Raw genomic sequence first — 23,631 nt, 5'->3', positions numbered from 1 at the left:
GCCATCAAGTCGTTGAAGTCCATCCCCGTTACTTCCATCGCAAAGGAACTGGAGACCGGCACTATCACCACAGGCAACGACCTTGTGAACAAGCTCATCTCCAATACTTATTGGGGACAGCTATCCAACTACCTGTCTATACCTACCGACTGTCCGCAGCGTGACGAGCGTCTGGGCTGGACAGCAGACACACAAGTATTCGCAGAAACCGGTACATTCTTTGCTAATACCATGAAGTTCTTCCACAAGTGGATGCGTGACATGCGCGACACACAGAACAGTTTGGGCGGGTTCCCCGGAGTGGCTCCCTTGGCACAATACGGTGATGAGAAAATGCGTTTGGGTTGGGCCGATGCCGGAATCATCGTGCCCTGGACGGTATGGAAGCAATTCGGTGATACGCAAATCGTCGAGGAGAACTGGAACGCCATGGACCTGTTTATGAACCACATCAACGACACCAAGTATAACCACGAGACCCTCTGCGGCGAGAACGGCAACTACCAATGGGCCGACTGGTTGAGTTACGAACCGTTGGAAAGCTGTAGCGGACTGGCTTTCTCTCCCCAAGGTCCACTTCCTGACGCCGTCAGCTACTGGAACTATTTGAGCGCTTCCTACTGGGTGGTAGATACTTTCATGATGCGAGACATGGCTGCCGCCACCGGTCGCGATGCCGTCAAGTATCAGCAAATGGCCGATTCGGCAAAGGCATATATCAAAGAGAACTTCCTCAACGAAGACGGTACCTTCAAAACCGCCATTCTCAACACCATGCAAACTCCTGCCTTGTTTGCCTTGAAGAACCAGCTTTTGGAAGGCGAAGCCAAAGCGAAGATGATAGACCGTCTGCGTGAAAACTTCGCACAGCACGATCTTTGCTTGCAGACCGGGTTCTTGGGCACATCCATTCTCATGGCTACCCTCACGGAGAATGGCATGGAAGACATTGCCTATGAACTACTCTTTCAACGTAAGAACCCAAGCTGGCTGTATTCTGTGGACAATGGAGCCACCACCATCTGGGAACGGTGGAACAGCTATATGATAGACAAAGGAATGGGACCGCGCGGCATGAACAGCTTCAATCATTATGCCTACGGATGCGTATGTGAATGGATTTGGGAAACCGTTGCCGGCATCGCAGCCGATCCTGCCACCCCCGGCTTCAAACATATCATAATGAAGCCCATTCCAGACAAGCGGTTAGGACACGTGACTGCCGAATACCGTTCCGCCTCCGGACTCATCAAGAGTGCCTGGAAATATGAGGGTGACACCTGGATTTGGGAATTCACCATTCCTAAGGGTGTTACCGCTACTGTAACCCTTCCCGGGGAGATGAAGTCAAAGGAGTATGGAAGTGGAACTTACAAGATGACCAAATAGTTTTTTATGTAGGAATTTGATATGAAGGAGGTGTGTTAATTTTAGCACATCTCCTTTTTTATATTTAAATGGTTGTTCCTCTTTTTTCTATATACGACTATTTTTTCACTAATTTGGTAATAAACAGCTATATTCGTCGTATCTTGATTTACAAGTGGTTTGATAAGTATAAAAATAGTATTTGCAAGCCTTCCATTTCCTACTTTTAGCAGTTTGGCGCACATTTTTTCTTTTAAAAATCATTTTTTGATGTGTCTTTTCTTTTTAGGATTGTCATTATTATGATTCATGTCCTAAAATGGTTCTCAATAGCATTTTGGAAATGGATCGAAGAGTAGATATTTTAAACCTAAAAAAATCTGATATATGAGGAAACTTGTTACACTATCCTTTATGGTGATGATGTTAGGGAATGTTTCGTGTTCTGATGAATACAACTTTCACCCCTACGAGCCTGAAAAACCTGTCAAGCAGGAAATCTCTCTGCTAAAGTATGACTTTCTTTCTGGTGGGGAGTCTTTAAAAGATTTCTCCAATGAAAATGACAATTTTGGGGAATGGACCCTTGAAGAACGCGGCTTGGCAGCAGACGGCACGCAAGATGTCGGATTTTATTTGAACCTATCCAGGCGAATCTCTTTTGAACAACGTGCCACGCGCGTGCGTCTTTCTCTTTTCTCCGATACTCGCTTTGGATTACACTGGCTTGAGCGTGATGGCAATGGTGGCTCTCTTTTTACGATAGACGCTGTGAAAGGAACCATTAATATCCATAGATACTGGGCAGGCGTGAATGATATTGATGCATCTACCTCTTTTGCCATCGAAAACGGTCATACCTATCTGCTCGAAGCAGTCAAATCTTTTCGTAATAATACGTTCACTATAACCGATGAACAGACCGGAGCTACCGCTTCTGTAGAGACTGCTCCTGTTTTAGGAGCAGGTCAACAGGAAGAATTTAAGGGAGGGAGACAAAATAATGTTTTCGGCTTCCGACGTATTTCAGGTAAATCTCCTTTTATTAAAGACATGGAGATTGTGGCTACTGTATCACCGGAACCTTTAATGTATATCATCGGAAATTCCATTACCGAAGGCGATCATGTCCGGCAGGCAGCACGTTATGGCGAGGTGATGGCTTCATGGCTTGATGGAAGAGTGGTCTTTTCTGGTGAAAGCGGTTCAACCATTGAAGGAGTGATAGACCGTGTATCCAATGAGATACCTTTTATCCGTCCGAAATTTGTAATGGTGACTATTGGTACTAACCGTCCGAATACACGTGAGGAAGTAATGAAGCTGATTGAGTTGATACGTGCGAACGGTTCGATTCCGGTTATCAACCGGATTCCGGTGACCAGTGATGGGGGCAGCTATGCTACCAATGAAATAATAGCTTCCGTCTGCGAGGAAATGAACGTATCCGGTTGTCGTTTTGATCTCGCTACCGCTGACGATGGGAATTTGCATAAACAGGCATCGTGGCTGTTTCAGGAGGACAAAATACATCCTACAGCCGAGGGACACATGGCAATGGCTAAACGACTGTTCGATATTCCCGGCATATTGCTTTATATGAAATAAATTAATTTATTCAGAAACTAAACTCTTCAAAAATGAATATAAAATCTTTTTATCAGATCAGGATTTATCTGCACAGTTTATTGGCAATACTGTTGTTGGCAGTGTTTACAGTAGGTTGCAGTGATGATGAAAATAAAGATTCCGGTGATGAACCGACACAGGAACCTGTATTTACGGCTTTCTCTCCCGAAAAAGGTAAGGCAGGAGATTTGATTACTATTACGGGAAGTTACTTCGGTACTGATCCGTCCAGAATAACTGTACTTATTAATAATACAATCTCTGCCATTTCTTACATAGATGATAACACGATAGAAGTAACAGTTCCCGAAGATTGTGGGTCGGGGAAAGTACATGTCGGACTACGCCGGGGACAAAGTGGTACGCTTCAGCTTTTTGAAAAAATATTCGAGAATCTGTTTTCCTATACCATATCTGCCAATGTTTCAACGTTTGCCGGGCGCACGGGACTAAAGAATGAATATACTTTCGGAGCATTACTTGATTCAAAATTATATGGCCCTGGACAATTACTTGTTGATAATGATGATAATATATATTTATCCGAATGGAACAGAGGAATCCGTTTGTTGACCGACGGACAAACATCACGATTACTTGATTTCTATCATTCGACAGACAATGTCGGCGGGTTCGGTACGGGTGATTGGGTGTCTGATTTTAAAGCGATGGATTTCTCACCGAATGGAGACAGGCTTTGGCTGCTGGGAGCGCGTCCTACTTCGCGGGGACAATTCTTGGGCTATGCGCTTAAATCAGAGAATTATGCCAATTATTATGGTGATTCAACTGAAGATATGGATGGTTTTGTCGGATTAGCCGTCAATCCGGTTGATGGAACGATCGCACTTACGCGCAACCTTTGGGGACCTTTCGAAGAACTTTATATATACGATATAGAGACGCATAAAGCGACAGAATTGCGCGGCTATACCAAGACATGGGCAAGCAGTGAGTCTCATCCTGTTTTTTCAAAAGACGGCCGTAAACTTTTTATCTTGCATCAGGGACTTCATTATATTTCGCGCTATGATTATGACCCTTCGACGAAGACAATCAGCAATGAATTTGAAGAATTTGCGGGCAAGAAAGAACTAAGAGAGGACGCGGGAGATGGTAATCGTATAAAAGGCTACGGACAGGGTTATGCAGATGGAAAAGGTTCGGCAGCTCGTTTTGATACTCCGCAATGGGGATATTGTGATAATGCGGGCAATCTGTATGTGACAGACAGGAGGAACCATTGCATTCGCAAGGTAGATGGTGAAGGTAATGTTACAACATTGGCAGGGCTCCCTTGTCCCGGACAAGCGACTCATACGAGTTCCTTTAAAAACGGTGAACTTCTGGAAGCTGTCTTTAATCAACCTTCGGGTATCTGCCTGGATTCGAAAGGCAACATCTATGTTTCTGAAGAGGAATTTGCCGATATACGTAAGATTGTACAGGGAAACGAATAATAATCTTATTCTAATAATAACTAAAAAACATGTATATGAAACCTTATTACAGATCTAATTTACTATGTGCGCTCACATGGTGTCTGGCAGTAGTGGCAATCCTGTTTGCTGCCTGTAATGAAGATGAAAAGGAGATTGAAACCATCAAAAAAGGGAAAGTTCCCGAAGTCATTACCTATTCTCCGGAATACACGGAAGCGGGTTCCGAAACGGACGCGATGATTATGGGTGAGAATTTTAGAACGGAATCTTCGAATGTAACAGTCAAGCTGGGTGAAATGTCTATTGCTGTGAAAGAGGTAGGCAACTCGGTGATTAAATTTAAGATTCCGAATACGCTGGAAGTCGGAACTTACCCCCTTTCCGTAGAAATAGCTTATACCGATAAGGAAGATATCAGACAGACGGTATCACATACTTTTGAAGTCGATTTTGAAGTACGCGGAAACGTTCCTGTTGTTTCCGGTTACCTGCCTTCCACGGGAACTTATGCCGGTGGTGAAGTGACTGTCGAAGGAGATTATTTCGGTACGGACAAAAATAATGTGACTGTCACTTTGGATGGAACGAAACTTACTGTAACTACATTGACTACTACCGCCATCACTTTCACTGTGCCGGAAGATTCGGAAATTGGCAGTCATGAGTTGAAAATTGAAATTAAATATGGGGTAAATGCGGCAAAAACATTCCATAAAACTTTCAGTGACTTCCAGGTTGTTGCGAAAGAATATGTAGGTACCTCTTCGGTTTATGCCGGTACAGGTGAGAACGGTATTGCTAATGGCCCCCGGTTGACTGCAACCTTCCTTGCACCTTATAGTCTTGCTTATGATGCATCTGTTAAATCACTTTATGTAGGAGAAGTATTGAACGGTATTCGTCTGATTACGAATGATGGTGAAGTTTCTTCGTATAAGTCGCCGACCGATGGTAATCCGTGGGGATTTAACACTAGTTGTGCAGTATGTGTTTCGGGCGATCAATTGTACTATACAATTAAAGAAGCCCACGACCGGCAGTGTGATATATTATATATGGCTACCCGTAGCGGTGGTACATTTGGCGAAGCTACAGGTTATCAGACGCCGGCATCTCCTTATACAGATGTTCGTGATGTGGCAGTTAATCCAGTCGACGGACGTATTATCTTGACTCGTTATTCGTGGGATTCATTCCGTATGGAATCTTATTTTTATTTGCTGAATGCTGTCGATGCTACTCCGGTTGATCTATCAAGCATTATTCCTCCGTTATGGGTAAATAATAGTGCACGCCTGCTTTTCTCACCTGATGGTAAATGGCTTTATGTATCCCGGAGTAGTGATAACGCGACTGTTCCTTCCGGTGAAGGTGTTGATCGTCCTCATGCTTATATCGTCCGTTACCCTTATAATCTGGACACGCATACTCTTGGCAGTGAAAAAGAATTAGTTGCCGGAAGCGACGTTTTAAATGAGATTGGATTTTTGGATGGTGTGCCGGGTACTTCTCGATTGAACGGTCCGCGTCAGATGTACCTCGACAGTACAGGCGAGACACTTTATTTTGTTGACCAGCATAATCATGCATTACGTAAAGTAACAGATCTGGATGGAACAAAAACGACCTCTACCCTAGCCGGAACAGGTTCTTCCGGTTCAAACAATGTCACGGAGGCCCCAATTTCCGACCTGCGAAACGTGCAGTTCAACAATCCGGTAGGTCTGGCACTTGCCGACGATAATACTTTCTATATAGGTGAAGACGGAGGTAAAGTAATCCGTAAAATCGAAATCAAACTTAAGAATAATAACTAGTTTTCAGGATGAACAAATGTGTGTGAGGGAGATCCGTTACTGACCGGGCTCTCTCTCCTGCAACGCTAAAAGAAAAATAATCATATGAAAAGACAATTTTTATCACTATGTGTATTGCTGCTTCTGGTGATGATGTCATCTTGCGGGAAGATTGAAGGAGACGAGATATTCGTCCCCCTTCCCGAAGAGCCTCTTCAACCGTGGTCGCTCACTAAAGCGCGTGACTGGCATGCAGCCCAACCGTGGATTGTAGGATGCAACTTTTTTCCAAGCACGGCTATCAATCAGATCGAGATGTGGCAGTCGTCCACTTATGACCGGGAGACGATAGACCGGGAACTGGGATGGGCGGCCGAACTGGGGTTTAATACCGTACGTGTTTTCCTGCACAGCTTTGTATGGGAAAAAGAACGAGACTCTTTTATTAATAATATGGAAGACTTTCTCACTATAGCGGATAGTTACGACATCAAGACCATGTTCTGTTTCTTTTCGGGTGCGGGCGATTATTTGAGCCATTGCACGTTAGGCAAACAACTGGACCCGATTCCAGGTGTACACAACCTTGCATTTATGGGTGATCCTACGGTGACCAATGATGATGGCAAGGCAATGCCTGAACGTTATGACCTGATGAAACGGTATGTGCAGGACGTAGTCGCCCATTTCCGTACCGACGAGCGTATTCGTATCTGGGAAGCATGGAATGAGCCGGGAACTGCTGCCAACCGCGAAGATATTACAACGGAATTGCTTCCCAAAAGTATTCAGTGGATTCGGGAGATGAACCCGGAACAGCCCATTACGGTAGGTATCCATTCACCGGATATGGAACATGCGGTTTTCGATGAAATAGCTCTTACAATGTCGGACATTAATTCTTACCATAATTATTCCGGATGGAACGATGCGAAAAATACCTATGGAGGTACTATTATCGGTATGAAGCATATTGCATTAGAGATTCTTGCATACGGACGCCCTGTGATTTGTTCGGAATACCTGGCGCGTGGTAATGACTGGCAGAGTACATTCCAGAATACAATGCCTTTCATGAAACAATATAAAATAGGTGCGATCAACTGGGGACTGGTATGGGGTAAAACTAATACCGTTTATCCGTGGGGATGGGATAAGGGAGATGCAGAGCCCGACCCATGGTTCCACGATATTCTTCTTCCGGACGGTTCGCCGAAATATCCGGAAGAGAAAGAATTTTTGCGTGAAATAACAGGTATTACCGAATCAAACAAATGATATTATGAATGTTAGATTTACTATATCCCGTATTGCCAAACCGTTCATCTCACTTTGCCTTATGTTCACCTTGACCGTATCGTCGATTTCGGGACAGATTCAGACAGAAAAATATCGTGATATGACTTTGGAAGAAGCTGTGGTATCAACTGATATGAAAGGATGGTCGGCACGTAAAGCCGAACGCTGGTATGACCGGTTGCCTTTCCTTGCAGGTTGTAATTATATCCCCCGAAATGCAGTCAATCAGATTGAGATGTGGCAGCAAGAGACTTTTTCACCGGAGATTATTGATGAAGAATTGGGCTGGGCGGAACAGTTGGGTTTCAACACGTTGCGTGTCTTTCTTCAAAGTACGGTTTGGAAAGCAGATCCGGAAGGATATATGCAGCGGGTAGACCAGTTTTTGGAAATAGCCGACAGACACGGAATGAAAACGATGCTAGTGATATTCTCTGGCGCAGGTGGGATAGACAATAAACTCGGTCCCCAACCCGAACCGATTCCCGGATGTCATAACCGTTTCTTCTGTGGTGATCCGGACCTTTTGCCCGACGGATCGGAGGATTTGGAATCATATCCGCTTATGGAGCGTTACGTGAAACAGTTGATGAAAAAATTCGGGCGTGACAAACGGGTGCTGGCATGGGATTTATGGAACGAACCCGGTTGGCGCAACCATAAAGGAACCACCTCTTTCGACCTGATGACAAAAGTGGTGTGTTGGGTACGCAGTATGAAGCCTTCCCAGCCATTGACTATCGGCGTATGGAATACTGACCTGGTCAATCTCAATCACTTTATTTTTGCTGTTTCGGATATTGTTTCTTTCCATACCTACAGCGAACAACACGAAGTATTGACGATGCTCGCCGAACGGTATAAACCTGTCGGACGTCCCATCATCTGTACGGAATATATGGCACGTACGTTTCACTGCTATTTTGATACCGTATTGACACTATTCAAGGCGGAGCGTGTCGGTGCTATCAGTTGGGGGCTGGTGGACGGCAAGATGAATACGAAATGGCCCTGGCATTGGGAAGGGGGAGCAGAAGAACCTCAACCCTGGTTTCACGATGTGCTTCATCCTGACGGTACACCTTATGATGCGCGTGAGGCAAAATTTATACGGCAATTGCTCCGTGGAAAGTAACCCTTATGTTAGTTGAAACTTTAATAGAAAATAAATGATGAATACACAACAAATAAAAGGCTTCCGAAGTAGCAGGCGTTCCGCGTCGGCGTTTTCCGGTGTCGCATTTCGCTTCGTGTGGCTGTTTTGGGCGTTGCTGCTGTGTGCAGGCACATTTGTCCGTGCGCAGGAAAATGTAACGATCACAATGGATGTGAAAAATATTCCTCTTCAGGAGGTATTGAAGGATATGGAGAAACAGAGTCATTATCATTTCCTTTATAACAAGACGTTGATAGATGTTAGTCGCAAAGTTACTCTTCGCGTCACCCGGCAGCCTGTCCGAAAAGTGTTGGATAAGTTGTTTGCCGGTTCCGGAGTGGAATATACGTTCCGCAATAAACAAATCATTTTGTCTTTGCGCCAGCCGAAAGAGAACAATACGCCGGGAATCACTCCTGCTGCCTCCTCTTCTTCCGGAGGGCATACCATCACGGGACGCGTTACCGATCCTCACGGGGAACCTCTTATCGGCGTAAATATCATGGTGGAAGGCACTACTACCGGAATGGTGACCGATGCGAACGGAAAATTCAGTCTCAAGGTGAAAAACGGTGATGTGCTGTCTGTTTCGTATATGAGCTTCAGGACGATGAAAATTACCGTGAAAGGGGATCGCAGAGACTATCCGATCAATATGCAGGAAGATTCTGAAGTGCTTGAAGATATCATAATCGTAGGTTACGGTGTACAGAAGAAAGCTTCTATCACGGGGGCTATCACCAATATATCCGGTGATGCCTTAAAGGTGAATTCTACGATTAACACTTCTTCTGCCTTGGCGGGTACGATTGCAGGTATCAACAGCCGTATGACCGATGGCCGTCCGGGAGCGACGACCAAAATCAGTATTCGTGGTATGGATACTCCGCTATATATTATCGACGGGGTGCAGCGGGATGAGTCCCAGTTTAATAATATTGATGCTAATGATATTGAATCTATTTCAATTCTGAAAGATGCGTCGGCGGCCATTTATGGTCTGCGTGCCGCTAATGGTGTAGTGGTGGTGAAAACCAAATCGGGCAATTTTAATTCCCGTCACACCGTCAATATCAAAGCACTCTATGGTTGGCAGGACTTTTTCCGGTTTCCCGAACCGGCTTCGGCAGCTTCGTATGTCAGGGCACAATATCAGTCGGATGTGGTTCAAAAGGCCAGCAATCCAAATTACACTTCTACTTATACTCGTGAAGAATACCAGAAATGGCAGGCGGGGACCGAACGTGGTTACGAAGGGTTCAACTGGTTCGATTTTGCCACCGATCCGGGCGCACAGTCTTACATTGGAGCCAATATCACCGGTGGTTCGGATAAAGTGGGATATTATATCGCTTTGAGTAATACTACCCAGGATTATGCCATTCGCGATTTCGGTGGTTTCAACCGTACCAATCTTCAGATTAACGTAAATGCCAAACTTTCCGAAAAGTTTTCTTTCAATGCTTCGGTCAGCGGACGGTTGCAAAATCTGAAAGCTCCCGGACTAGGAGGCGGGGATGAAATAGGCTGGATGCTTTTCGGTGCTTACCGCAATCTGCCGACTATGCGGCCTTACGTGAATGATAATCCGCTTTATCCCGCCAAAACGTCGAGTTATATCTATACGAATTTTGCTGTTACGACGTTAGGGAAGAACGGAGAAGATTTGCGTAAGGAGCGTGCGGTGCAATTCAATATCGATGCTACATATAAGTTTACGGACTATTTGTCTTTGAAGCTTATTGGAGGCTATGCCTTGCAGTATTGGGGACGTTCTAAGCAAGTGAAGACTTTCGATTTGTATGAGTATGATGCGGTGACCGGTGAATATTATGTAACGGACGGACAGAAAGAGCCTTCGCTCTATAAGTATGTGCGTAATACGGAAGATTATACGGGGCAATTTACATTAGATTTTCAGAAACAGTTTGGTCGTCACAATGTGTCGGCAACGGTTGGTGGTGAGGCTTCTCGTTTCCAGACGCCTAATAATCCTTCAGGAGATGCATCGCCGGGCATTGAACTCACTTCCCAGCCACAGACAGACCTGACAACACAGATCACTACATCTACTTTGCAGGCTGTCAACGATATGCTTTATGCTCCGAAAGCCCGTGCCGGATTTATCGGCCGTTTCACTTATGATTATGACGGACGCTATCTGCTGGAATTTCTAGGCCGTTATGATGGTTCATGGAAATTTCCCGCTACCAAACGTTGGGGATTCTTTCCGTCCGTATCTGCCGGATGGCGCATCACGGAAGAATCATGGTGGACGGAGGACATGAAGCGGTATCTTTCAAACCTGAAGTTAAAAGTGTCCTACGGCGTAGTGGGCGATGAAAATACTTCCGGGTATTCCCCTTACGATTATCTGGAAGGATATAATTATAATTCCGGCGGCGCAGTGTTGGATGGTAAGTGGGTAATCGGTTCGCAATATCGCGGCCTACCTGTTACGCAACTTTCCTGGCAGAAGGTGAAGATGTTTAATGTTGGTTTTGAGTATGGCTTTTTCGACAATCGGCTGACGGGGGAATTGAACTATTTCAGCCGTACGCTGGAGGGGATTCCTGCCGGTCAGGGCATCAATCTGCCGACAGAAGCCGGTCTTTCTCTCCCGAAGGTAAACAAGGAGTCGCAAAAGATCCGCGGTTTGGATGGCAGTGTGAAATGGACGGATAAGGTCAGAGACTTCAATTATTCGGTAGAAGGTAATTTTACTCTTGCCCGCAAGTATGAATGGGAACGCTCACCGTGGAAGTTTAGTCATTCCTGGGAAAAATATCAGAACTGGTATGAGAAACGTTACTCCAGCCAGTGGTGGGGACTGGAATGTACCGGGCAGTTTCAGGACTGGGAACAAATCGCCAGTTATCCGGTGGATATCGACGGCAAGGGTAACACTACCTTGCGTCCCGGAGACTTGATTTATAAAGATACCAACAACGATGGGGTGATTAACAATATGGATAAGCGTCCGATGGGGTATCGCCAGGGAGATGTACCTTGCTTGAGTTTTAACTTCAACATTGCGATGTCATGGAAAGGGTTCGATCTTGCCGTGTTGTTTACTGGTGCGGCACTGGCTTCTTTCTATATGGATATGGAGATGAAGAATCCCTTGCACGACGGTGGCAACAGTCCGGCTTTCATGCTCGATGACATGTGGCATCTTTCAGATATTAACGATCCTAACAGTACGTATCTTCCGGGCAAATATCCGATGGTGCTTGCCGGAAATGGTAATCACAGTAATTATGCTTCCGATCGTCTTAGTACATTTTGGTTGAGAAATGTCCGCTATCTGAAGATGCGTAATTTTGAACTGGGCTATACGTTACCCAAGAGACTGGTGCGGAAGGTCAACATTGAGAATCTTCGCGTATTCACTTCCATACAGAATCTCTTTTCTATTGATAATGTGGGAGATATTGGAATAGATCCGGAGATTGCGACACAGAGCGGCCAGCAATATCCGACAACGAAAGTATTCAGTTTTGGTCTTAACTTAACTTTTTAACGGAGGATGATTATGAAAATAATACGAACTATCTATATGGGTGGTCTTCTGCTGCTGGCTGCTGCCACGAACGTCGGTTGTAATGACTTTCTTGACGAAGAAGCCAACAATGTCTTTACGCAGCATCAGATCTTTTCGGATAATGCACTGATAGAGTCCACTTTGGCTAATTTTTATGGCAGGGTAGAGTGGGGACAGAGTTTTTCGGAAATGTATCAATACACGTTGCTCGATGAGGCTTGCTACGGTTGGGGAATACCGGACAATACACAGATGTTCTTCCAGAACCACTGGCGTATGTACGATTATGGCCTGATGCGCGAGATAAATCTTTTTCTGGAAGGATTGCGTTCGGAAGCAGCCGAATCCAACAGGCAACTCACAGTGGATATGCGGCGGAACCTTGAGGGAGAAGCCCGCTTCCTGCGTGCCTGGCTCTATTTTAACATGTGCGAGCGTCTGGGCGGAATACCGGTGATTGGCGACAAAGTGTATGAGTATGAGGGAGAGTCGGAGATTCCGGCCATGTATATTGCCCGCAGCACGGAAGAGGCGACTTATGACTATATCATCTCCGAGTGTAATGCGATTGCCAATTATTTTCTAACCGATGTGGACGATCCGACCACCAATCTTCACGCGGCTCGCGCCACGAAGTGGGCTGCGCTCGCATTGAAGGCTCGTACGGCTGTTTATGCCGCTTCCATAGCCCGTTACAACGAGGTGAACAACTGTATTATCAAAACTTCCGGCCTGGAGGTCGGCGTCCCTTTCGAACAGGCTTCGAAGTTTTACCGTATCGCTTACGAAGCGGCTACGGAGATTATCAAGGGCAATAAATACAGCCTTTATAACCAAGATACGGATAAAGGACTGAACTTCTACAATTTGTTTGTCAAGAAAGATAATAACCCGGAAGTGATTTGGGCGTTGGATTACATTTATCCGGGCAAGACTCACTCCTGGACGTTGAGCAACTATGCCACTTCCATTAAGTCGGGCGGTAACATGGTTCTTCCTGTGTTGAATCTTGTAGAGGCTTTTGAGTATAAAAACAATCGAGATGGCTCTCTGAAGGTGCGCAACGGTGGAGATTATTTCTATTACGATCAGCCCGAAGATCTCTTTAAGGATAAGGATGCGCGCTTATGGGGGACTGTGATCTATCCGGGCTCCTACTTTCGTTCTACACATATGGACTATCAGGCAGGCATCATGGATAAATCGTCGGGCACTTTCCGGACGGTGGAAGGAACGCCGGGACAAATCAGCGCGCAGTATGGCGGTGTCATTACGAGCATCAACGGGCCTGTCCAAAACAATGAATTGTATATGAACAAGACCGGGTTCAACATTCGCAAATATGTTTCCGAAAGCCTCGATCAGGGTACTCGCGGCAGTGATGTATGGTTTATCCGTTTTCGTTATGCGGAGGTGTTGTTGATAGCGTCTGAAGCTGCCATGGAACTGGGGTATACTAAAGAAGCGGTGGAATATATCAATGAAGTCCGTCGGCGTGCCGGCATCAGTGAGCTGGACAAGGTGACTATTGAAGATATCCAGCGTGAAAACCGGGTGGAATTTGCTTTTGAAAACCATCGTTGGTGGGACGTGAAACGTTGGCGCATCGGGCATACCATCTGGGATGGCACTTCGAAGGCAAAGCTTACTTCGCTCTTCCCATATAAGGTGTATGCTCCGGGAACGAGCATTGACGGCAAGTGGGTGTTCGAGAAGAAAGACTGTTACATGAAGCCTTATCCGCTGCTTTTCCAACGGATGTGTTACTATAACGGTATTGACAACTCATGGATTACTAATAATCCTCTACTGGTCAAAAATCCTTTCCAATAACCTAATTTTGTGGAATAATATAAGTATAGAAAGATATGAAAAGATTGACTGGAATATTCTTAATGCTTTGTGCGCTCGTGCTTGCGGGATGCAACAAGGATAATTATGAAGCTCCCAAAAGTTGCCTGACAGGACGTGTTGTTTATGAAGACGAAGCAGTCGGGTTGAGACAAACCGGAACGGGGCAGGATTATAATGTACTGGAACTTTATCAGCCTGGCTTTGAGGGGACAGGTAATATTCCTGTTTATGTAGATCAAGAGGGAAACTTCACAGTGTTGGTTTACGATGGTACTTATAGGCTGGTTGCTAAGAAGGGGTACGGTCCCTGGCCGGATACCGGAACAGAATTGAATTTTGATGTACATGGTGATATGCAGATTGATTTTCCCGTTACTCCTTATTATGTGGTTCGCAATGCGAATTTCGCAGTAGATGGGGGGCAGTTGGAAGTGACATTTGACGTTGTTCGCGGTGCTTTCTCGCTGATTGAGGGAGATCCGGCAAAGCTGATTGAAAGCATTTCGCTTTATTTGGGAAAGACACGCTTTGTAGATGATGTCACTTTTTGTCAGAAGATCGATGCCGAAGGATTGAGCGTAGGAACACATACGATTAACGTGAACCTTGAGAGTTCGGATTTGAAGAAGTACGATATGCTTTATGTACGTATTGGAGTGGGCACTAAGGGCATCACTCAAAAGGTTTACACACCCGGTTCCGAACGGGTCAAGTAGGGAATTGATTGATTCATTGATTGTGTATATGTTTCCGTATCTTTCTGCTTTCGGAACGGGAGGGTGCGGAAACTTCTTTGGGGTGGATATGAAGAAACTGTTTTATTATATGATGGTGGCAGGTTTGCTGTATAGCTGCAGGCCGGTCATCGACCGCGAGTCGGTAGTAGCTCGGCATCGCATTGTCACTACGGAAACAGATCCGCACAGTCCGGCGCAGGTGGGCAACGGTCGCTTTGCTTTTTGTATGGACATAACGGGTTTACAGACGTTTGTACCGTTCAATACGCTGTCGCAGTGGGGCTGGCATAGTTTTCCACAAGATGAAAAGGCGCGTACGCAGGAATATCGAGGAGTCGGGGTGGCTGTCGGTGGGCGAGAAGTTCCGCTGGAATTTCCGGACGATGAACAGCCGGAGATTTCCGCCTGGCTGTCCGGGAATCCTCACCGCTTCAATCTCGGACGGTTAGGTTTACGTTTGCTGAAGGCTGACGGGCGGGAGGCTGTTGAAAGCGATCTGAAAGATACGCGGCAGGAGGTGGATCTTTGGACGGGTGTGGTAACCAGTCGATTTACATTGGAGGGAGTTCCTGTCACGGTTGAAACTGTTTGTGATCCGGAATTGGATGCTATCGGGGTAGAAGTGCGTTCGCTGTTGCTAGAGAAAGGGCGGCTCCAGTTTTTTATGGATTTTCCTTATCCCGACAGGAAGGATATATCCGAGTATGCCGGTGATTACACTTGTCCGGGACGGCATATATCGCGTCTTGAGAGTGATGGAGCTATGTCAGCCTGTATCAGGCGGCAGATAGACGATACGCGTTATGACGTGAGGTTGCAGTGGAGCGATTCGATGTGTATCGTGGCTCCCGTGGCGGGTTCGCACCGCTTCCGGCTGGAACCCGATTCGAAGGGCTGTTTTTCGTTGTTGTGCGGCTATATGTCCGATGCCGGGCAGGTCGTTCTTTCGGGAATGAAGGAAATGAAAGTACGTAGTACCGAAGCATGGCGTAACTATTGGCTTTCCGGTGCGGCCATCGATCTTTCCCAAAGTGAAGATGTGCGTTGGAAAGAGTTGGAGCGTCGTATCGTATTGTCGCAATATCTGATGCGGATGAATGAAGTCGGTTTATGGCCACCGCAGGAGAGCGGGCTGGTGAACAACAGCTGGTTCGGACGTTTTCACTTCGAGATGATCTGGTGGCATGAACTGCATTATCTGTTATGGAACCGTGCAGAGCTGGCGGAAGAAGCCATCGATGTTTACCGGAAATTCCTTCCGACATCGCGCTTGCGTGCGGAGAAACAAGGTTACCGTGGTGCACGCTGGCCTAAATGTACGGGAGATATAGACCGGGAATGGCCTCATCTCATTCATGCCACGCTTATCTGGCAGCAGCCTCATCCTATTTATTTTGCAGAAGAGGAGTACCGTCTGCATCCTACGCAGGAGATGCTGGATAAATGGCGTGGGATTGTTTTCGCTACAGCCGATTACATGTCCGATTACGTGCGTTATGACAGTATATCGCAACGTTACGTATTGGGAGCCCCACTCTGTCTTGTTTCCGAAAATACTCCCGTATTCGATACGTCTAATCCTGCATTTGAACTGGCCTATTGGCGTTATGGTTTGCAGACCGCACAAACTTGGAGGGAGCGTTGCGGACTGCCACGCGAAAAACAGTGGGAGGATGTGTTGGAACAGTTGTCTCCCTTGCCGGTAGAAGACGGTGTGTATATTACGTACGAAGGAATCCTCGATATGTGGACACGCTATAACTTTGAACATCCGGCACTTGCCGGTATTTTCGGAATGTTGCCGGGCGATGGAGTGGATAAGGAAATCTTCGGGGCTACTTTGGACAAGATTCTTACTTCCTGGCAGTTTGATCGTGTGTGGGGTTGGGATTTTCCGATGCTGGCGATGGCTGCCGCACGCTGCCACCGTCCCGAGGATGCTGTGGACCTGTTGCTGTATGATTCGGAAAACTTCCGCTTCGATGCGCATGGGTTGGCTACCGGCGGTCCGTTTCCTTATTTCCCGTCGAACGGTGGCTTGCTTACCGCCGTAGCGATGATGGCAGGTGGATGGGAGGGAGCTTCGGGCATCACTCCTGGGTTTCCAAAGGGTTGGAATGTCAAGACAGAAGGATTTCGAAAGATGCAATAATCAGGTGCAGTTGTGCCAATATATAGGCACGACTTTGCCAATTCATTGGCACAATTGTGCTAATATGGTGGCACTATTTAAAGTATGGTAGTTTTAACTCATAATGATTAAGCGGACTGATGGTACAATCTTCAGAGTTGTTTATTATTGTCTAGTTTATTATTATTTACGGAAAACTTTGATTTCTTGCTTGGGGGCGTGCGGATTGTTAGAATTCGTTTTTTGAATCTCGTAATAAATAGGCGCACTAATTTTCAGCATTTCCAGGATTTCGGGTAATGTTTCATCTGTGAAAGTTGCATGATAGACATAGCTGTTTATGACACTGTCACAGACTGTTATGTTCACATTGTAAAGTTGGTTAAGACGGTGGAAGACATATTCTAAACGATCATTTTCAAAAATAATCTTTCCGTTGCGCCATGAACACCATTTATTAGGGTCGGTTTTAGTAACAGTGTAGTTTCCTTTCTGCTTGTCATAAACGATGTGTTCACCCGGTAACATACGACGACTTGTTCCTTGCATATCTACGTCTGTAATACCTTCTACCATCGTGACGGCAGATATGGAATCAACGTAGAAAGCATTTACATTGAATGCTGTACCGGTAGCTGTCACATTCATATTTTTTGTCTGAACGATGAAAGGGTGCTTCTTGTCAGATTCGACTTCGAAGTAAGCCTCTCCTGTGAGTTTGACTGCACGGTTTCCGTTATGGAAGGCAAGCGGATATTGAAGAGTACTCCCTCCGTTAAGCCATACTTTGGATCCGTCGGGTAAGTTTATTTGTGAGTAAGTACGGTAAGGAGTAGTGATGGTTTGCCATGTTTCTGTTAGTTCAGGAGCAGAAAATTTGTCTGTCAATAAATATGTTGCCAGAAAAGCTATGGGCAGGAACAGGATAGCGGCGATACGTTGACACCGTATCATCAGTGTACGGAACTTTTGGTTTCTACTATCACGGCGGAGTTGGTCCATAAACTTTTCATGAGCTTGTTCCGTATGGATGGCAGAAGGGGCAAAGCTTGGGTGTATAGCTTGATCGAGGTCTTTGAGACGTGCAAACCATCGTGCATGTTCTTTGCTCTCTTTGATCCATGCTGTGAGTTCGTTCTTTTCTTCAAGAGAGGCTTCGCCTGCAAAATATTTAGCTATGATTGCATTGATATGTTCATTTATTTCTTCCATCGTTCTCTTTTTATATTCTTCTATATTAATAAGACAATTGACTAACGCTTTACCACAATTATTTTGTGAATAGAAATAAGATCATCGGTAAATATTCTTTAAGATGATTTCGTAGAAAAGCCAGTGCTTTACCAATGCGCACCTCAATGGTACGTTTGGAGACTCCAAGCATATCAGCAATTTCCTGATACTTTTTGTTTTGGAAACGATTCATTTCGAACGCTTGACGGTAAAGTGCCGGAAGCTGTTGCAATGCTTGCTGGAATTGCTCGTGAAGCTCGGAATAAAGTACGGCTTCTTCCTCCACTCGTTCGGGCATCCATGTCAGCGAGTCTATAGTGGTATCATATATGATTCTACGGCGTTTAATTTCATTCAGACATGAGTTGCGGACAGCACTGATGAGATAGACACGTAGCGGTACGCTTATTTCCAGACGATCACGGATATGCCATATTTTTAGAAATACATCTTGTACAATATCCTCGCACGTTTCCAAATCCGGAAGGTAGCGCCCGGCATAAAGCACTAAATCCCGGTGGTATAAATTGAATAAGCGAGAAAATGTTTGGTGATCGCCACGCTTAAGGTGTGCGAGCGTAATGTCTTCTTGCATATTATTAGATTAATTATGATACAAATGTACACGATTCTTTCAATATTTAGCATACAGAAGTATAAATCGTATCATAATTTTTATTTATAGGAGTAGTCTTTTGATGGTGTGACGTTTTATTGAAAAAATCCTTGTATTAAACCTCTTCGCATACCGGCATATCCATTCCTTTGTACACAACCACAATCTTATGAAGCTGTGTAGTGCCGACTGCTCTCTTCACCGTATCAGTGTCAGCATAGCGATTGGCTTGGGCAATAGCTTCCAGTCGCAGTTCTTCCACGCGGCTTTCGGGGTCTTTATACTTGGCATACTTCAGTTCCACAATGTAGCTGTGTTTCATGTCGGAATAGATATCCAGTAGCGGACAGAGGAAAATGTCAACATAGCCTGCTTGTGTGTCCTGTTCGGAAATGGGACGGTAGAAACGGTTTTGTGCCGTCATGGCAAGTGTGAAGCCGTGAACAAAAAATTCGCCTTTCTGCTTGTCGCGCTGGGAGGTGTAACGTTTCAGGCAGTCAGCAATATAACCGAAATAGGCTTTCCAGTCGCCATCGTAGGCAAGAGCACTGGCAAGTTCGTTCTTTTCGTAACTACTGAAATTGAGTTCGGCTTCGTTATAGGTACTTAGCAGATAAGTGTAGATTTGTTCGCGGACTACCTGATTAGGGATGGAGAGTTTGGTCTTTCCTTTATACGTGCCGCTAATGGTGAGCATACCGAAATAGTAGAGTAGGCTCACAAAGTTGTCGGGGTTGGTAATATTGACGGCAGGAAAACCCTTTTTTAGTTCTCCGGTGATGTAGCCTTCGCTCACCAATGTTTGTATGATGGAAGCATCATGGGCAAACTCTTTGTCCTTCCGGATGAGCATACGTAATTTTTCGTAATCGATACGGATATTATCTTCTACCATATCCCGGGGGGCTTTGCCTCGTTGAATATAATTCTTGACGAAGTAGAGCACCATATTTGAGTTGTACATGGTGGTTTTGCCATAACATTCTTCCGCAAAGCAGTAGTTGTCATACCAGGGTTTCATTATTTCTATCAGTTCGTCCACGCTGTGGTTGAATGGACTGGTGGTGGAATAGTAAGTGAGCATTTGGCGCACTTCTTCTTCCGTGAAACCTATCATCTCGTTGAATTCCGGTGTGAGCGAGTAGTTGGTTCCGATATTGAAACCACTTGTGAGGTCGTCCATTGTTACGGGGCTTACGCCAGTAATGAAACAACGCTCGATACTTGAATAGGTTCCGGCTTTGATTTTATTGAAGAAGGCGCGCAGATAACCTTCGCCATGTGTTTCGTCCGTATAGCGGTGCAGGCTTTCTATATTCGAGAGGATGGCATTGGTGAAATGGTCGTATTCGTCAATAAAGAGATAAATTCTCTGTCCGACACGTGCACATACCTGGTAGAGAAAGTCCAATTGCTCCACTGCTCCTTCTTTTGTCCGCAATTCTTCTACCGTATCTTGTGGCAGGTAGTCGGTATATATTTTGCAAAAGTTCTCAAAGGTGGTGGCACAATGCGCATCCAAGCCCTTGCGGTAGTTGTGCAGTTCGCCTACTATTCCGGAGAAGTTGAGGTATAGTACCAGATAGCTGTTCCGGTCGCGCGTAGGATGCTTTCCGATGTAAAGGTCGCCAAACAGCGCTTCGAATTTATCCTTGGCAAGTATATCATAATAGTGCTGCAACATACTTACTGTGAGACTTTTGCCGAAACGGCGCGGGCGAATAAAGAAGAAAAACTTGTCCGCCTCTTCTATCATGGGTATAAACCGGGTTTTGTCTACATAATAACAGTCGTCGCGGCGGATTACTGCAAAGTTCATCATGCCATAGGGGATACGTTTCCTGTCCGGTGCTATATATTTTTCCATAACTTATACCTTATTTTAGGAACTTTCTTTGAACATAAACAAAGGTACGGGCTTTTTGTTACTTCTCCAAACAAACATTCCATAACTTCTTGCTATCTTTGTACTCTATTAAAAAAACATCACCATCACTATGGAATTGAAGCATGGATATTACCATCTGATTGCGGTACTTGTAGTTGCTATTTGGGGACTGACCTTTATATCAACCAAAGTACTGATTAATCACGGACTGACCCCACAGGAGATATTCCTTTATCGTTTTCTCATTGCTTATCTGGGTATTTGGGTGATTTCTCCCAAACGTCTGTTTGCGGGTAATTGGAAAGACGAACTTTGGTTGATGGCAGGAGGTCTTTTCGGTGGCTCACTCTATTTCTTTACCGAGAATACAGCTTTGGGAATCACGCAAGCATCTAATGTGGCTTTCATCATTTGCACAGCTCCTTTACTTACCACCATTCTTTCCCTTCTCTTTTATAAGAGTGAAAAAGCCACCAAAGGTTTGATTTATGGTTCCATATTAGCTTTAATCGGAGTGGGACTGGTGGTCTTTAACGGCAGTTTTGTACTTAAATTATCTCCGGTAGGGGATTTGCTTACTTTACTTGCCGCCCTATCGTGGGCATTTTATAGTTTGGTGATAAAGAAAATGACAGGGCACTACCCCACAGTATTTATCACCCGCAAAATATTCTTTTATGGAGTATTGACCATACTTCCCGTCTTTCTTCTTCATCCGCTGCAACCGGATCTTGATATACTTTTAAAACCGATAGTATTATCCAATCTTTTATTTTTGGCCGTCCTAGCATCCCTGGTTTGTTATGTCCTCTGGAATGTGGTATTGAAACAGTTGGGAACCGTTAGAGCCTCCAATTATATCTATCTCAATCCGTTGGTGACTATGGTAGCTTCGGTTATCATTCTTCACGAACAAATCACGTGGATTACATTATTGGGAGCAGGTTGCATTATTTTTGGAGTCTATCAGGCAGAAAAGAAATAAATAGGTAAAAACACATAAGAAATAACAAATACAAGAATGACAAAAAGAAAAAAGAAACGCATTAGTGAAAAGATGCGGAGATACAATCTCAGTTTACAGCGTCCCCAAGAGGAATTCCGTCGGCGTGTGATAGAGTCGGAGAGAATGAGGAAGGAAAGGGAACCGGAAGAAAGGAGGAGAGAACGGTGGAGAAAATGGAAGAAATGGCTTGGATTAGCCGATTTTACTGAATATGACGGTCCGTTTCCCATTTTTATATGTGCATTACTCTTTTTGGTGATTTTTTTAAGCGGGATAAGTTTTATCGTTTTAGGATTGTTCAAAGACCCATACAAGATTCAAATAATGAGAATCTTATATGGTATACTTTTTACCATTTGGGGTGCGAAAGCCCTTATAATCTTTTATCCTGTTCTAAAAGTAGTCATAATCGCTTTATTTAAAGACAGAAAAAAGTAGGGGTATTCTCAAAATAAAGAAATATGGCAATTGCTTCATTGCGAATTACATGGATTACTTTGATGGGCAGCTTGTATTATAATTGGATGTCTATCTGGCAGAAAAGAAATAAGAAAGAATTTTTTCTATATGCAAATCACTATTGTCCGGAATAGTTTAGAACAAGCTAAGTTGTTCCTTAGAATCCGGCTCTAATTTAGAATTATCAAATTGATTAAACATATCCGATAAGGGTATTCTTTCAAAAAGAATTAGTCCTATCGCTTGAGAGATTATATAAAGATTTTGTTCCATATGATACAGCTTTTTAGCAATGATAAGCAGCAAATAATCACAGATCGCAATCCATATCTGTGTGTATACAGCATTCTCTGTTGTTCCGAAGAACGACTGGATGTGCAAGTGCTGTTTTATCCCTTTGAAAAAAAGTTCAATCTGCCAACGCCCTCTATAAAGTTCCGCTATAGTGAGTGCCGTAAGTTCGAAATCATTAGTCAAAAATCTATATACGGTATTCTTCCCTTCCGTGTAATCTTCATAGATTACGAGCCTCATTTCATCAGGATAGTCTTTAGAAACAATGGGGCCGGAAGCCTTATTGTCAAGTCACTGACAACACCAGTTTGTTGATCCACTTCATGTTCTTGGATAACTTCATATTTCATGTTATCCTTAGCTCTAGTTACATAGAATGCATTACGCTTTTGAAAGTAGTTGTAAAGCCGATAGAAACCCACATAACCTTTATCCAAAAGATAATAAGCTTATGGCTCTACGGGGATTACATCAAGCCCATTCATGTCATTGACTTTGCCTTCTGTAAGCCATATGAAAGTAGGAATAGAACCACGAAGATTTATCAGAGTGTGCATCTTGAAAGCTCCTTTGTTATGATGAACCTTAGCCCACGGGCAAAGGTTCAAGCAAAGTTTAATGGTGCTACTGTCAAAGGCGTATACCATTTCTTTGAGACCAATTCTGAAATAATCATCCTTATACAAATCGCTTGCTCGCTTGATGAGAACCTGTGCAAAATCTTGATAAATAAGCCAATTTTTATTTTCATTCATCTCTGCAAGAGTCGATTTGTGTATGAGCTTCAATCCCGAATGATAAAGCTTAGAAGAGAATGCGGTAAGGGTAGCTTCTACTACTCGAAGACTAGAGCTCCTTGTGAACTGAGCATAACTCATAACCATGAACTGGTCACGACAAATAAACTTCTTGGTTTTGTAGTCTCCGTTATATTTGTCAATACATTTTTCGAGTTCATAATCAGGAACAAGATCCATGATTTGAGCAAAGACAGTCTTTCCGTTTGGCATGATGAATCTAAATAAGAGGATTACATCTACCAAAAGTATGGATTCTCTATCGAAAAATTGACAAAGCATTATAAATTATTGAATATTAATTAATTAAAAACGTTTCGGAATTCTATTACGGACAATAGTGAGAAAGAAAATAATATCGGTAGTTTGTTTTCTCTTGGAT

17 protein-coding genes are annotated in these 23,631 nt (G+C 44.4%); 12 read left to right on the top strand and 5 right to left on the bottom strand.

From position 1 onward, the window contains the following. The 10 genes from ACT8YW_RS14385 to ACT8YW_RS14340 all read left to right on the top strand — a co-directional run. On the top strand, nucleotides 1–1,389 hold a 1,389-nt coding region (locus tag ACT8YW_RS14385), incomplete at its 5' end, for an alpha-L-rhamnosidase-related protein (protein ID WP_444105743.1). A gap of 366 nt (nucleotides 1,390–1,755) precedes the next feature. Further along, entirely contained in the window at nucleotides 1,756–2,976 is a 1,221-nt protein-coding gene (locus ACT8YW_RS14380; protein WP_444105741.1) for an SGNH/GDSL hydrolase family protein, read from the top strand. Nucleotides 2,977–3,008: 32 nt separating this feature from the next. Next, nucleotides 3,009–4,457, top strand: a complete 1,449-nt coding sequence (locus tag ACT8YW_RS14375; protein WP_444105739.1) for an IPT/TIG domain-containing protein — start codon at nucleotides 3,009–3,011, stop codon at nucleotides 4,455–4,457. Nucleotides 4,458–4,492: 35 nt separating this feature from the next. Continuing rightward, complete coding sequence (locus ACT8YW_RS14370) at nucleotides 4,493–6,256, top strand: IPT/TIG domain-containing protein (RefSeq protein WP_444105738.1); 1,764 nt, start codon at nucleotides 4,493–4,495, stop codon at nucleotides 6,254–6,256. A gap of 84 nt (nucleotides 6,257–6,340) precedes the next feature. Further along, a complete protein-coding gene (locus ACT8YW_RS14365; protein ID WP_444105736.1) occupies nucleotides 6,341–7,513 on the top strand; it encodes a 1,4-beta-xylanase in 1,173 nt (390 codons plus the stop codon). A 4-nt stretch (nucleotides 7,514–7,517) separates the two neighbouring features. Next, the gene (locus ACT8YW_RS14360; protein ID WP_444105734.1) at nucleotides 7,518–8,669 is read left to right on the top strand and encodes a cellulase family glycosylhydrolase; all 1,152 of its coding nucleotides are present in this window, start codon (nucleotides 7,518–7,520) and stop codon (nucleotides 8,667–8,669) included. A 34-nt stretch (nucleotides 8,670–8,703) separates the two neighbouring features. Continuing rightward, nucleotides 8,704–12,213, top strand: a complete 3,510-nt coding sequence (locus ACT8YW_RS14355; RefSeq protein ID WP_444105732.1) for a TonB-dependent receptor — start codon at nucleotides 8,704–8,706, stop codon at nucleotides 12,211–12,213. A gap of 12 nt (nucleotides 12,214–12,225) precedes the next feature. Beyond that, nucleotides 12,226–14,067 carry a RagB/SusD family nutrient uptake outer membrane protein gene (locus ACT8YW_RS14350; RefSeq protein WP_444105730.1) on the top strand — a complete coding sequence of 614 codons (1,842 nt, stop codon included), beginning with the start codon at nucleotides 12,226–12,228 and terminating at the stop codon, nucleotides 14,065–14,067. A 35-nt stretch (nucleotides 14,068–14,102) separates the two neighbouring features. Further along, nucleotides 14,103–14,804 (top strand): DUF3823 domain-containing protein, encoded by a 702-nt coding sequence (locus tag ACT8YW_RS14345; protein WP_444105728.1) that lies wholly within the window; start codon nucleotides 14,103–14,105, stop codon nucleotides 14,802–14,804. 28 nt (nucleotides 14,805–14,832) lie between these two features. Continuing rightward, complete coding sequence (locus tag ACT8YW_RS14340; RefSeq protein ID WP_444105726.1) at nucleotides 14,833–16,977, top strand: hypothetical protein; 2,145 nt, start codon at nucleotides 14,833–14,835, stop codon at nucleotides 16,975–16,977. A 162-nt stretch (nucleotides 16,978–17,139) separates the two neighbouring features. Here the strand turns inward: ACT8YW_RS14340 and ACT8YW_RS14335 are convergent, their stop codons facing one another. The 3 genes from ACT8YW_RS14335 to ACT8YW_RS14325 all read right to left on the bottom strand — a co-directional run bounded on the left by ACT8YW_RS14335 (nucleotide 17,140) and on the right by ACT8YW_RS14325 (nucleotide 20,672). Then, entirely contained in the window at nucleotides 17,140–18,168 is a 1,029-nt protein-coding gene (locus tag ACT8YW_RS14335; RefSeq protein ID WP_444105724.1) for a FecR family protein, read from the bottom strand. A gap of 58 nt (nucleotides 18,169–18,226) precedes the next feature. Next, nucleotides 18,227–18,784: an RNA polymerase sigma-70 factor gene (locus ACT8YW_RS14330; RefSeq protein ID WP_444105722.1), complete on the bottom strand. Its 558-nt coding sequence runs from the start codon at nucleotides 18,782–18,784 to the stop codon at nucleotides 18,227–18,229. Nucleotides 18,785–18,920: 136 nt separating this feature from the next. Then, on the bottom strand, nucleotides 18,921–20,672 hold the full coding sequence (locus tag ACT8YW_RS14325) for an AAA family ATPase (protein ID WP_444105720.1): 1,752 nt from the start codon (nucleotides 20,670–20,672) through the stop codon (nucleotides 18,921–18,923). A 130-nt stretch (nucleotides 20,673–20,802) separates the two neighbouring features. Between ACT8YW_RS14325 and ACT8YW_RS14320 the strand changes: the two genes are divergently transcribed. Both ACT8YW_RS14320 and ACT8YW_RS14315 read left to right on the top strand, forming a co-directional pair. Next, nucleotides 20,803–21,678: a DMT family transporter gene (locus ACT8YW_RS14320; RefSeq protein WP_444105718.1), complete on the top strand. Its 876-nt coding sequence runs from the start codon at nucleotides 20,803–20,805 to the stop codon at nucleotides 21,676–21,678. A gap of 36 nt (nucleotides 21,679–21,714) precedes the next feature. Then, nucleotides 21,715–22,137 carry a hypothetical protein gene (locus ACT8YW_RS14315; protein WP_444105716.1) on the top strand — a complete coding sequence of 141 codons (423 nt, stop codon included), beginning with the start codon at nucleotides 21,715–21,717 and terminating at the stop codon, nucleotides 22,135–22,137. A gap of 156 nt (nucleotides 22,138–22,293) precedes the next feature. Here ACT8YW_RS14315 and ACT8YW_RS14310 read toward each other — a convergent pair whose 3' ends face one another. Then, nucleotides 22,294–22,692: a transposase gene (locus ACT8YW_RS14310; protein ID WP_444105714.1), complete on the bottom strand. Its 399-nt coding sequence runs from the start codon at nucleotides 22,690–22,692 to the stop codon at nucleotides 22,294–22,296. A gap of 209 nt (nucleotides 22,693–22,901) precedes the next feature. After that, nucleotides 22,902–23,462, bottom strand: coding sequence for a DUF4372 domain-containing protein (locus tag ACT8YW_RS14305; RefSeq protein ID WP_444105712.1), 561 nt, complete (start codon nucleotides 23,460–23,462; stop codon nucleotides 22,902–22,904). Nucleotides 23,463–23,631: the final 169 nt, after the last annotated feature.

The sequence above is a fragment of the Bacteroides sp. genome, assembly GCF_052357945.1.
Taxonomy (GTDB): domain Bacteria; phylum Bacteroidota; class Bacteroidia; order Bacteroidales; family Bacteroidaceae; genus Bacteroides.
Note: the sequence above shows the minus strand (reverse complement) of the source record. Positions and strands in the feature narration are given on the sequence as shown.

Bases quoted from the DNA above. Each gene is read 5' to 3' on its own strand.
- ACT8YW_RS14380 (WP_444105741.1), top strand. From the start codon at position 1,756: ATGAGGAAACTTGTTACACTATCCTTTATGGTGATGATGTTAGGGAAT.
- ACT8YW_RS14375 (WP_444105739.1), top strand. From the start codon at position 3,009: ATGAATATAAAATCTTTTTATCAGATCAGGATTTATCTGCACAGTTTA.
- ACT8YW_RS14370 (WP_444105738.1), top strand. From the start codon at position 4,493: ATGAAACCTTATTACAGATCTAATTTACTATGTGCGCTCACATGGTGT.
- ACT8YW_RS14365 (WP_444105736.1), top strand. From the start codon at position 6,341: ATGAAAAGACAATTTTTATCACTATGTGTATTGCTGCTTCTGGTGATG.
- ACT8YW_RS14360 (WP_444105734.1), top strand. From the start codon at position 7,518: ATGAATGTTAGATTTACTATATCCCGTATTGCCAAACCGTTCATCTCA.
- ACT8YW_RS14355 (WP_444105732.1), top strand. From the start codon at position 8,704: ATGATGAATACACAACAAATAAAAGGCTTCCGAAGTAGCAGGCGTTCC.
- ACT8YW_RS14350 (WP_444105730.1), top strand. From the start codon at position 12,226: ATGAAAATAATACGAACTATCTATATGGGTGGTCTTCTGCTGCTGGCT.
- ACT8YW_RS14345 (WP_444105728.1), top strand. From the start codon at position 14,103: ATGAAAAGATTGACTGGAATATTCTTAATGCTTTGTGCGCTCGTGCTT.
- ACT8YW_RS14340 (WP_444105726.1), top strand. From the start codon at position 14,833: ATGTTTCCGTATCTTTCTGCTTTCGGAACGGGAGGGTGCGGAAACTTC.
- ACT8YW_RS14335 (WP_444105724.1), bottom strand. From the start codon at position 18,168: ATGGAAGAAATAAATGAACATATCAATGCAATCATAGCTAAATATTTT.
- ACT8YW_RS14330 (WP_444105722.1), bottom strand. From the start codon at position 18,784: ATGCAAGAAGACATTACGCTCGCACACCTTAAGCGTGGCGATCACCAA.
- ACT8YW_RS14325 (WP_444105720.1), bottom strand. From the start codon at position 20,672: ATGGAAAAATATATAGCACCGGACAGGAAACGTATCCCCTATGGCATG.
- ACT8YW_RS14320 (WP_444105718.1), top strand. From the start codon at position 20,803: ATGGAATTGAAGCATGGATATTACCATCTGATTGCGGTACTTGTAGTT.
- ACT8YW_RS14315 (WP_444105716.1), top strand. From the start codon at position 21,715: ATGACAAAAAGAAAAAAGAAACGCATTAGTGAAAAGATGCGGAGATAC.
- ACT8YW_RS14310 (WP_444105714.1), bottom strand. From the start codon at position 22,692: ATGAGGCTCGTAATCTATGAAGATTACACGGAAGGGAAGAATACCGTA.
- ACT8YW_RS14305 (WP_444105712.1), bottom strand. From the start codon at position 23,462: ATGCCAAACGGAAAGACTGTCTTTGCTCAAATCATGGATCTTGTTCCT.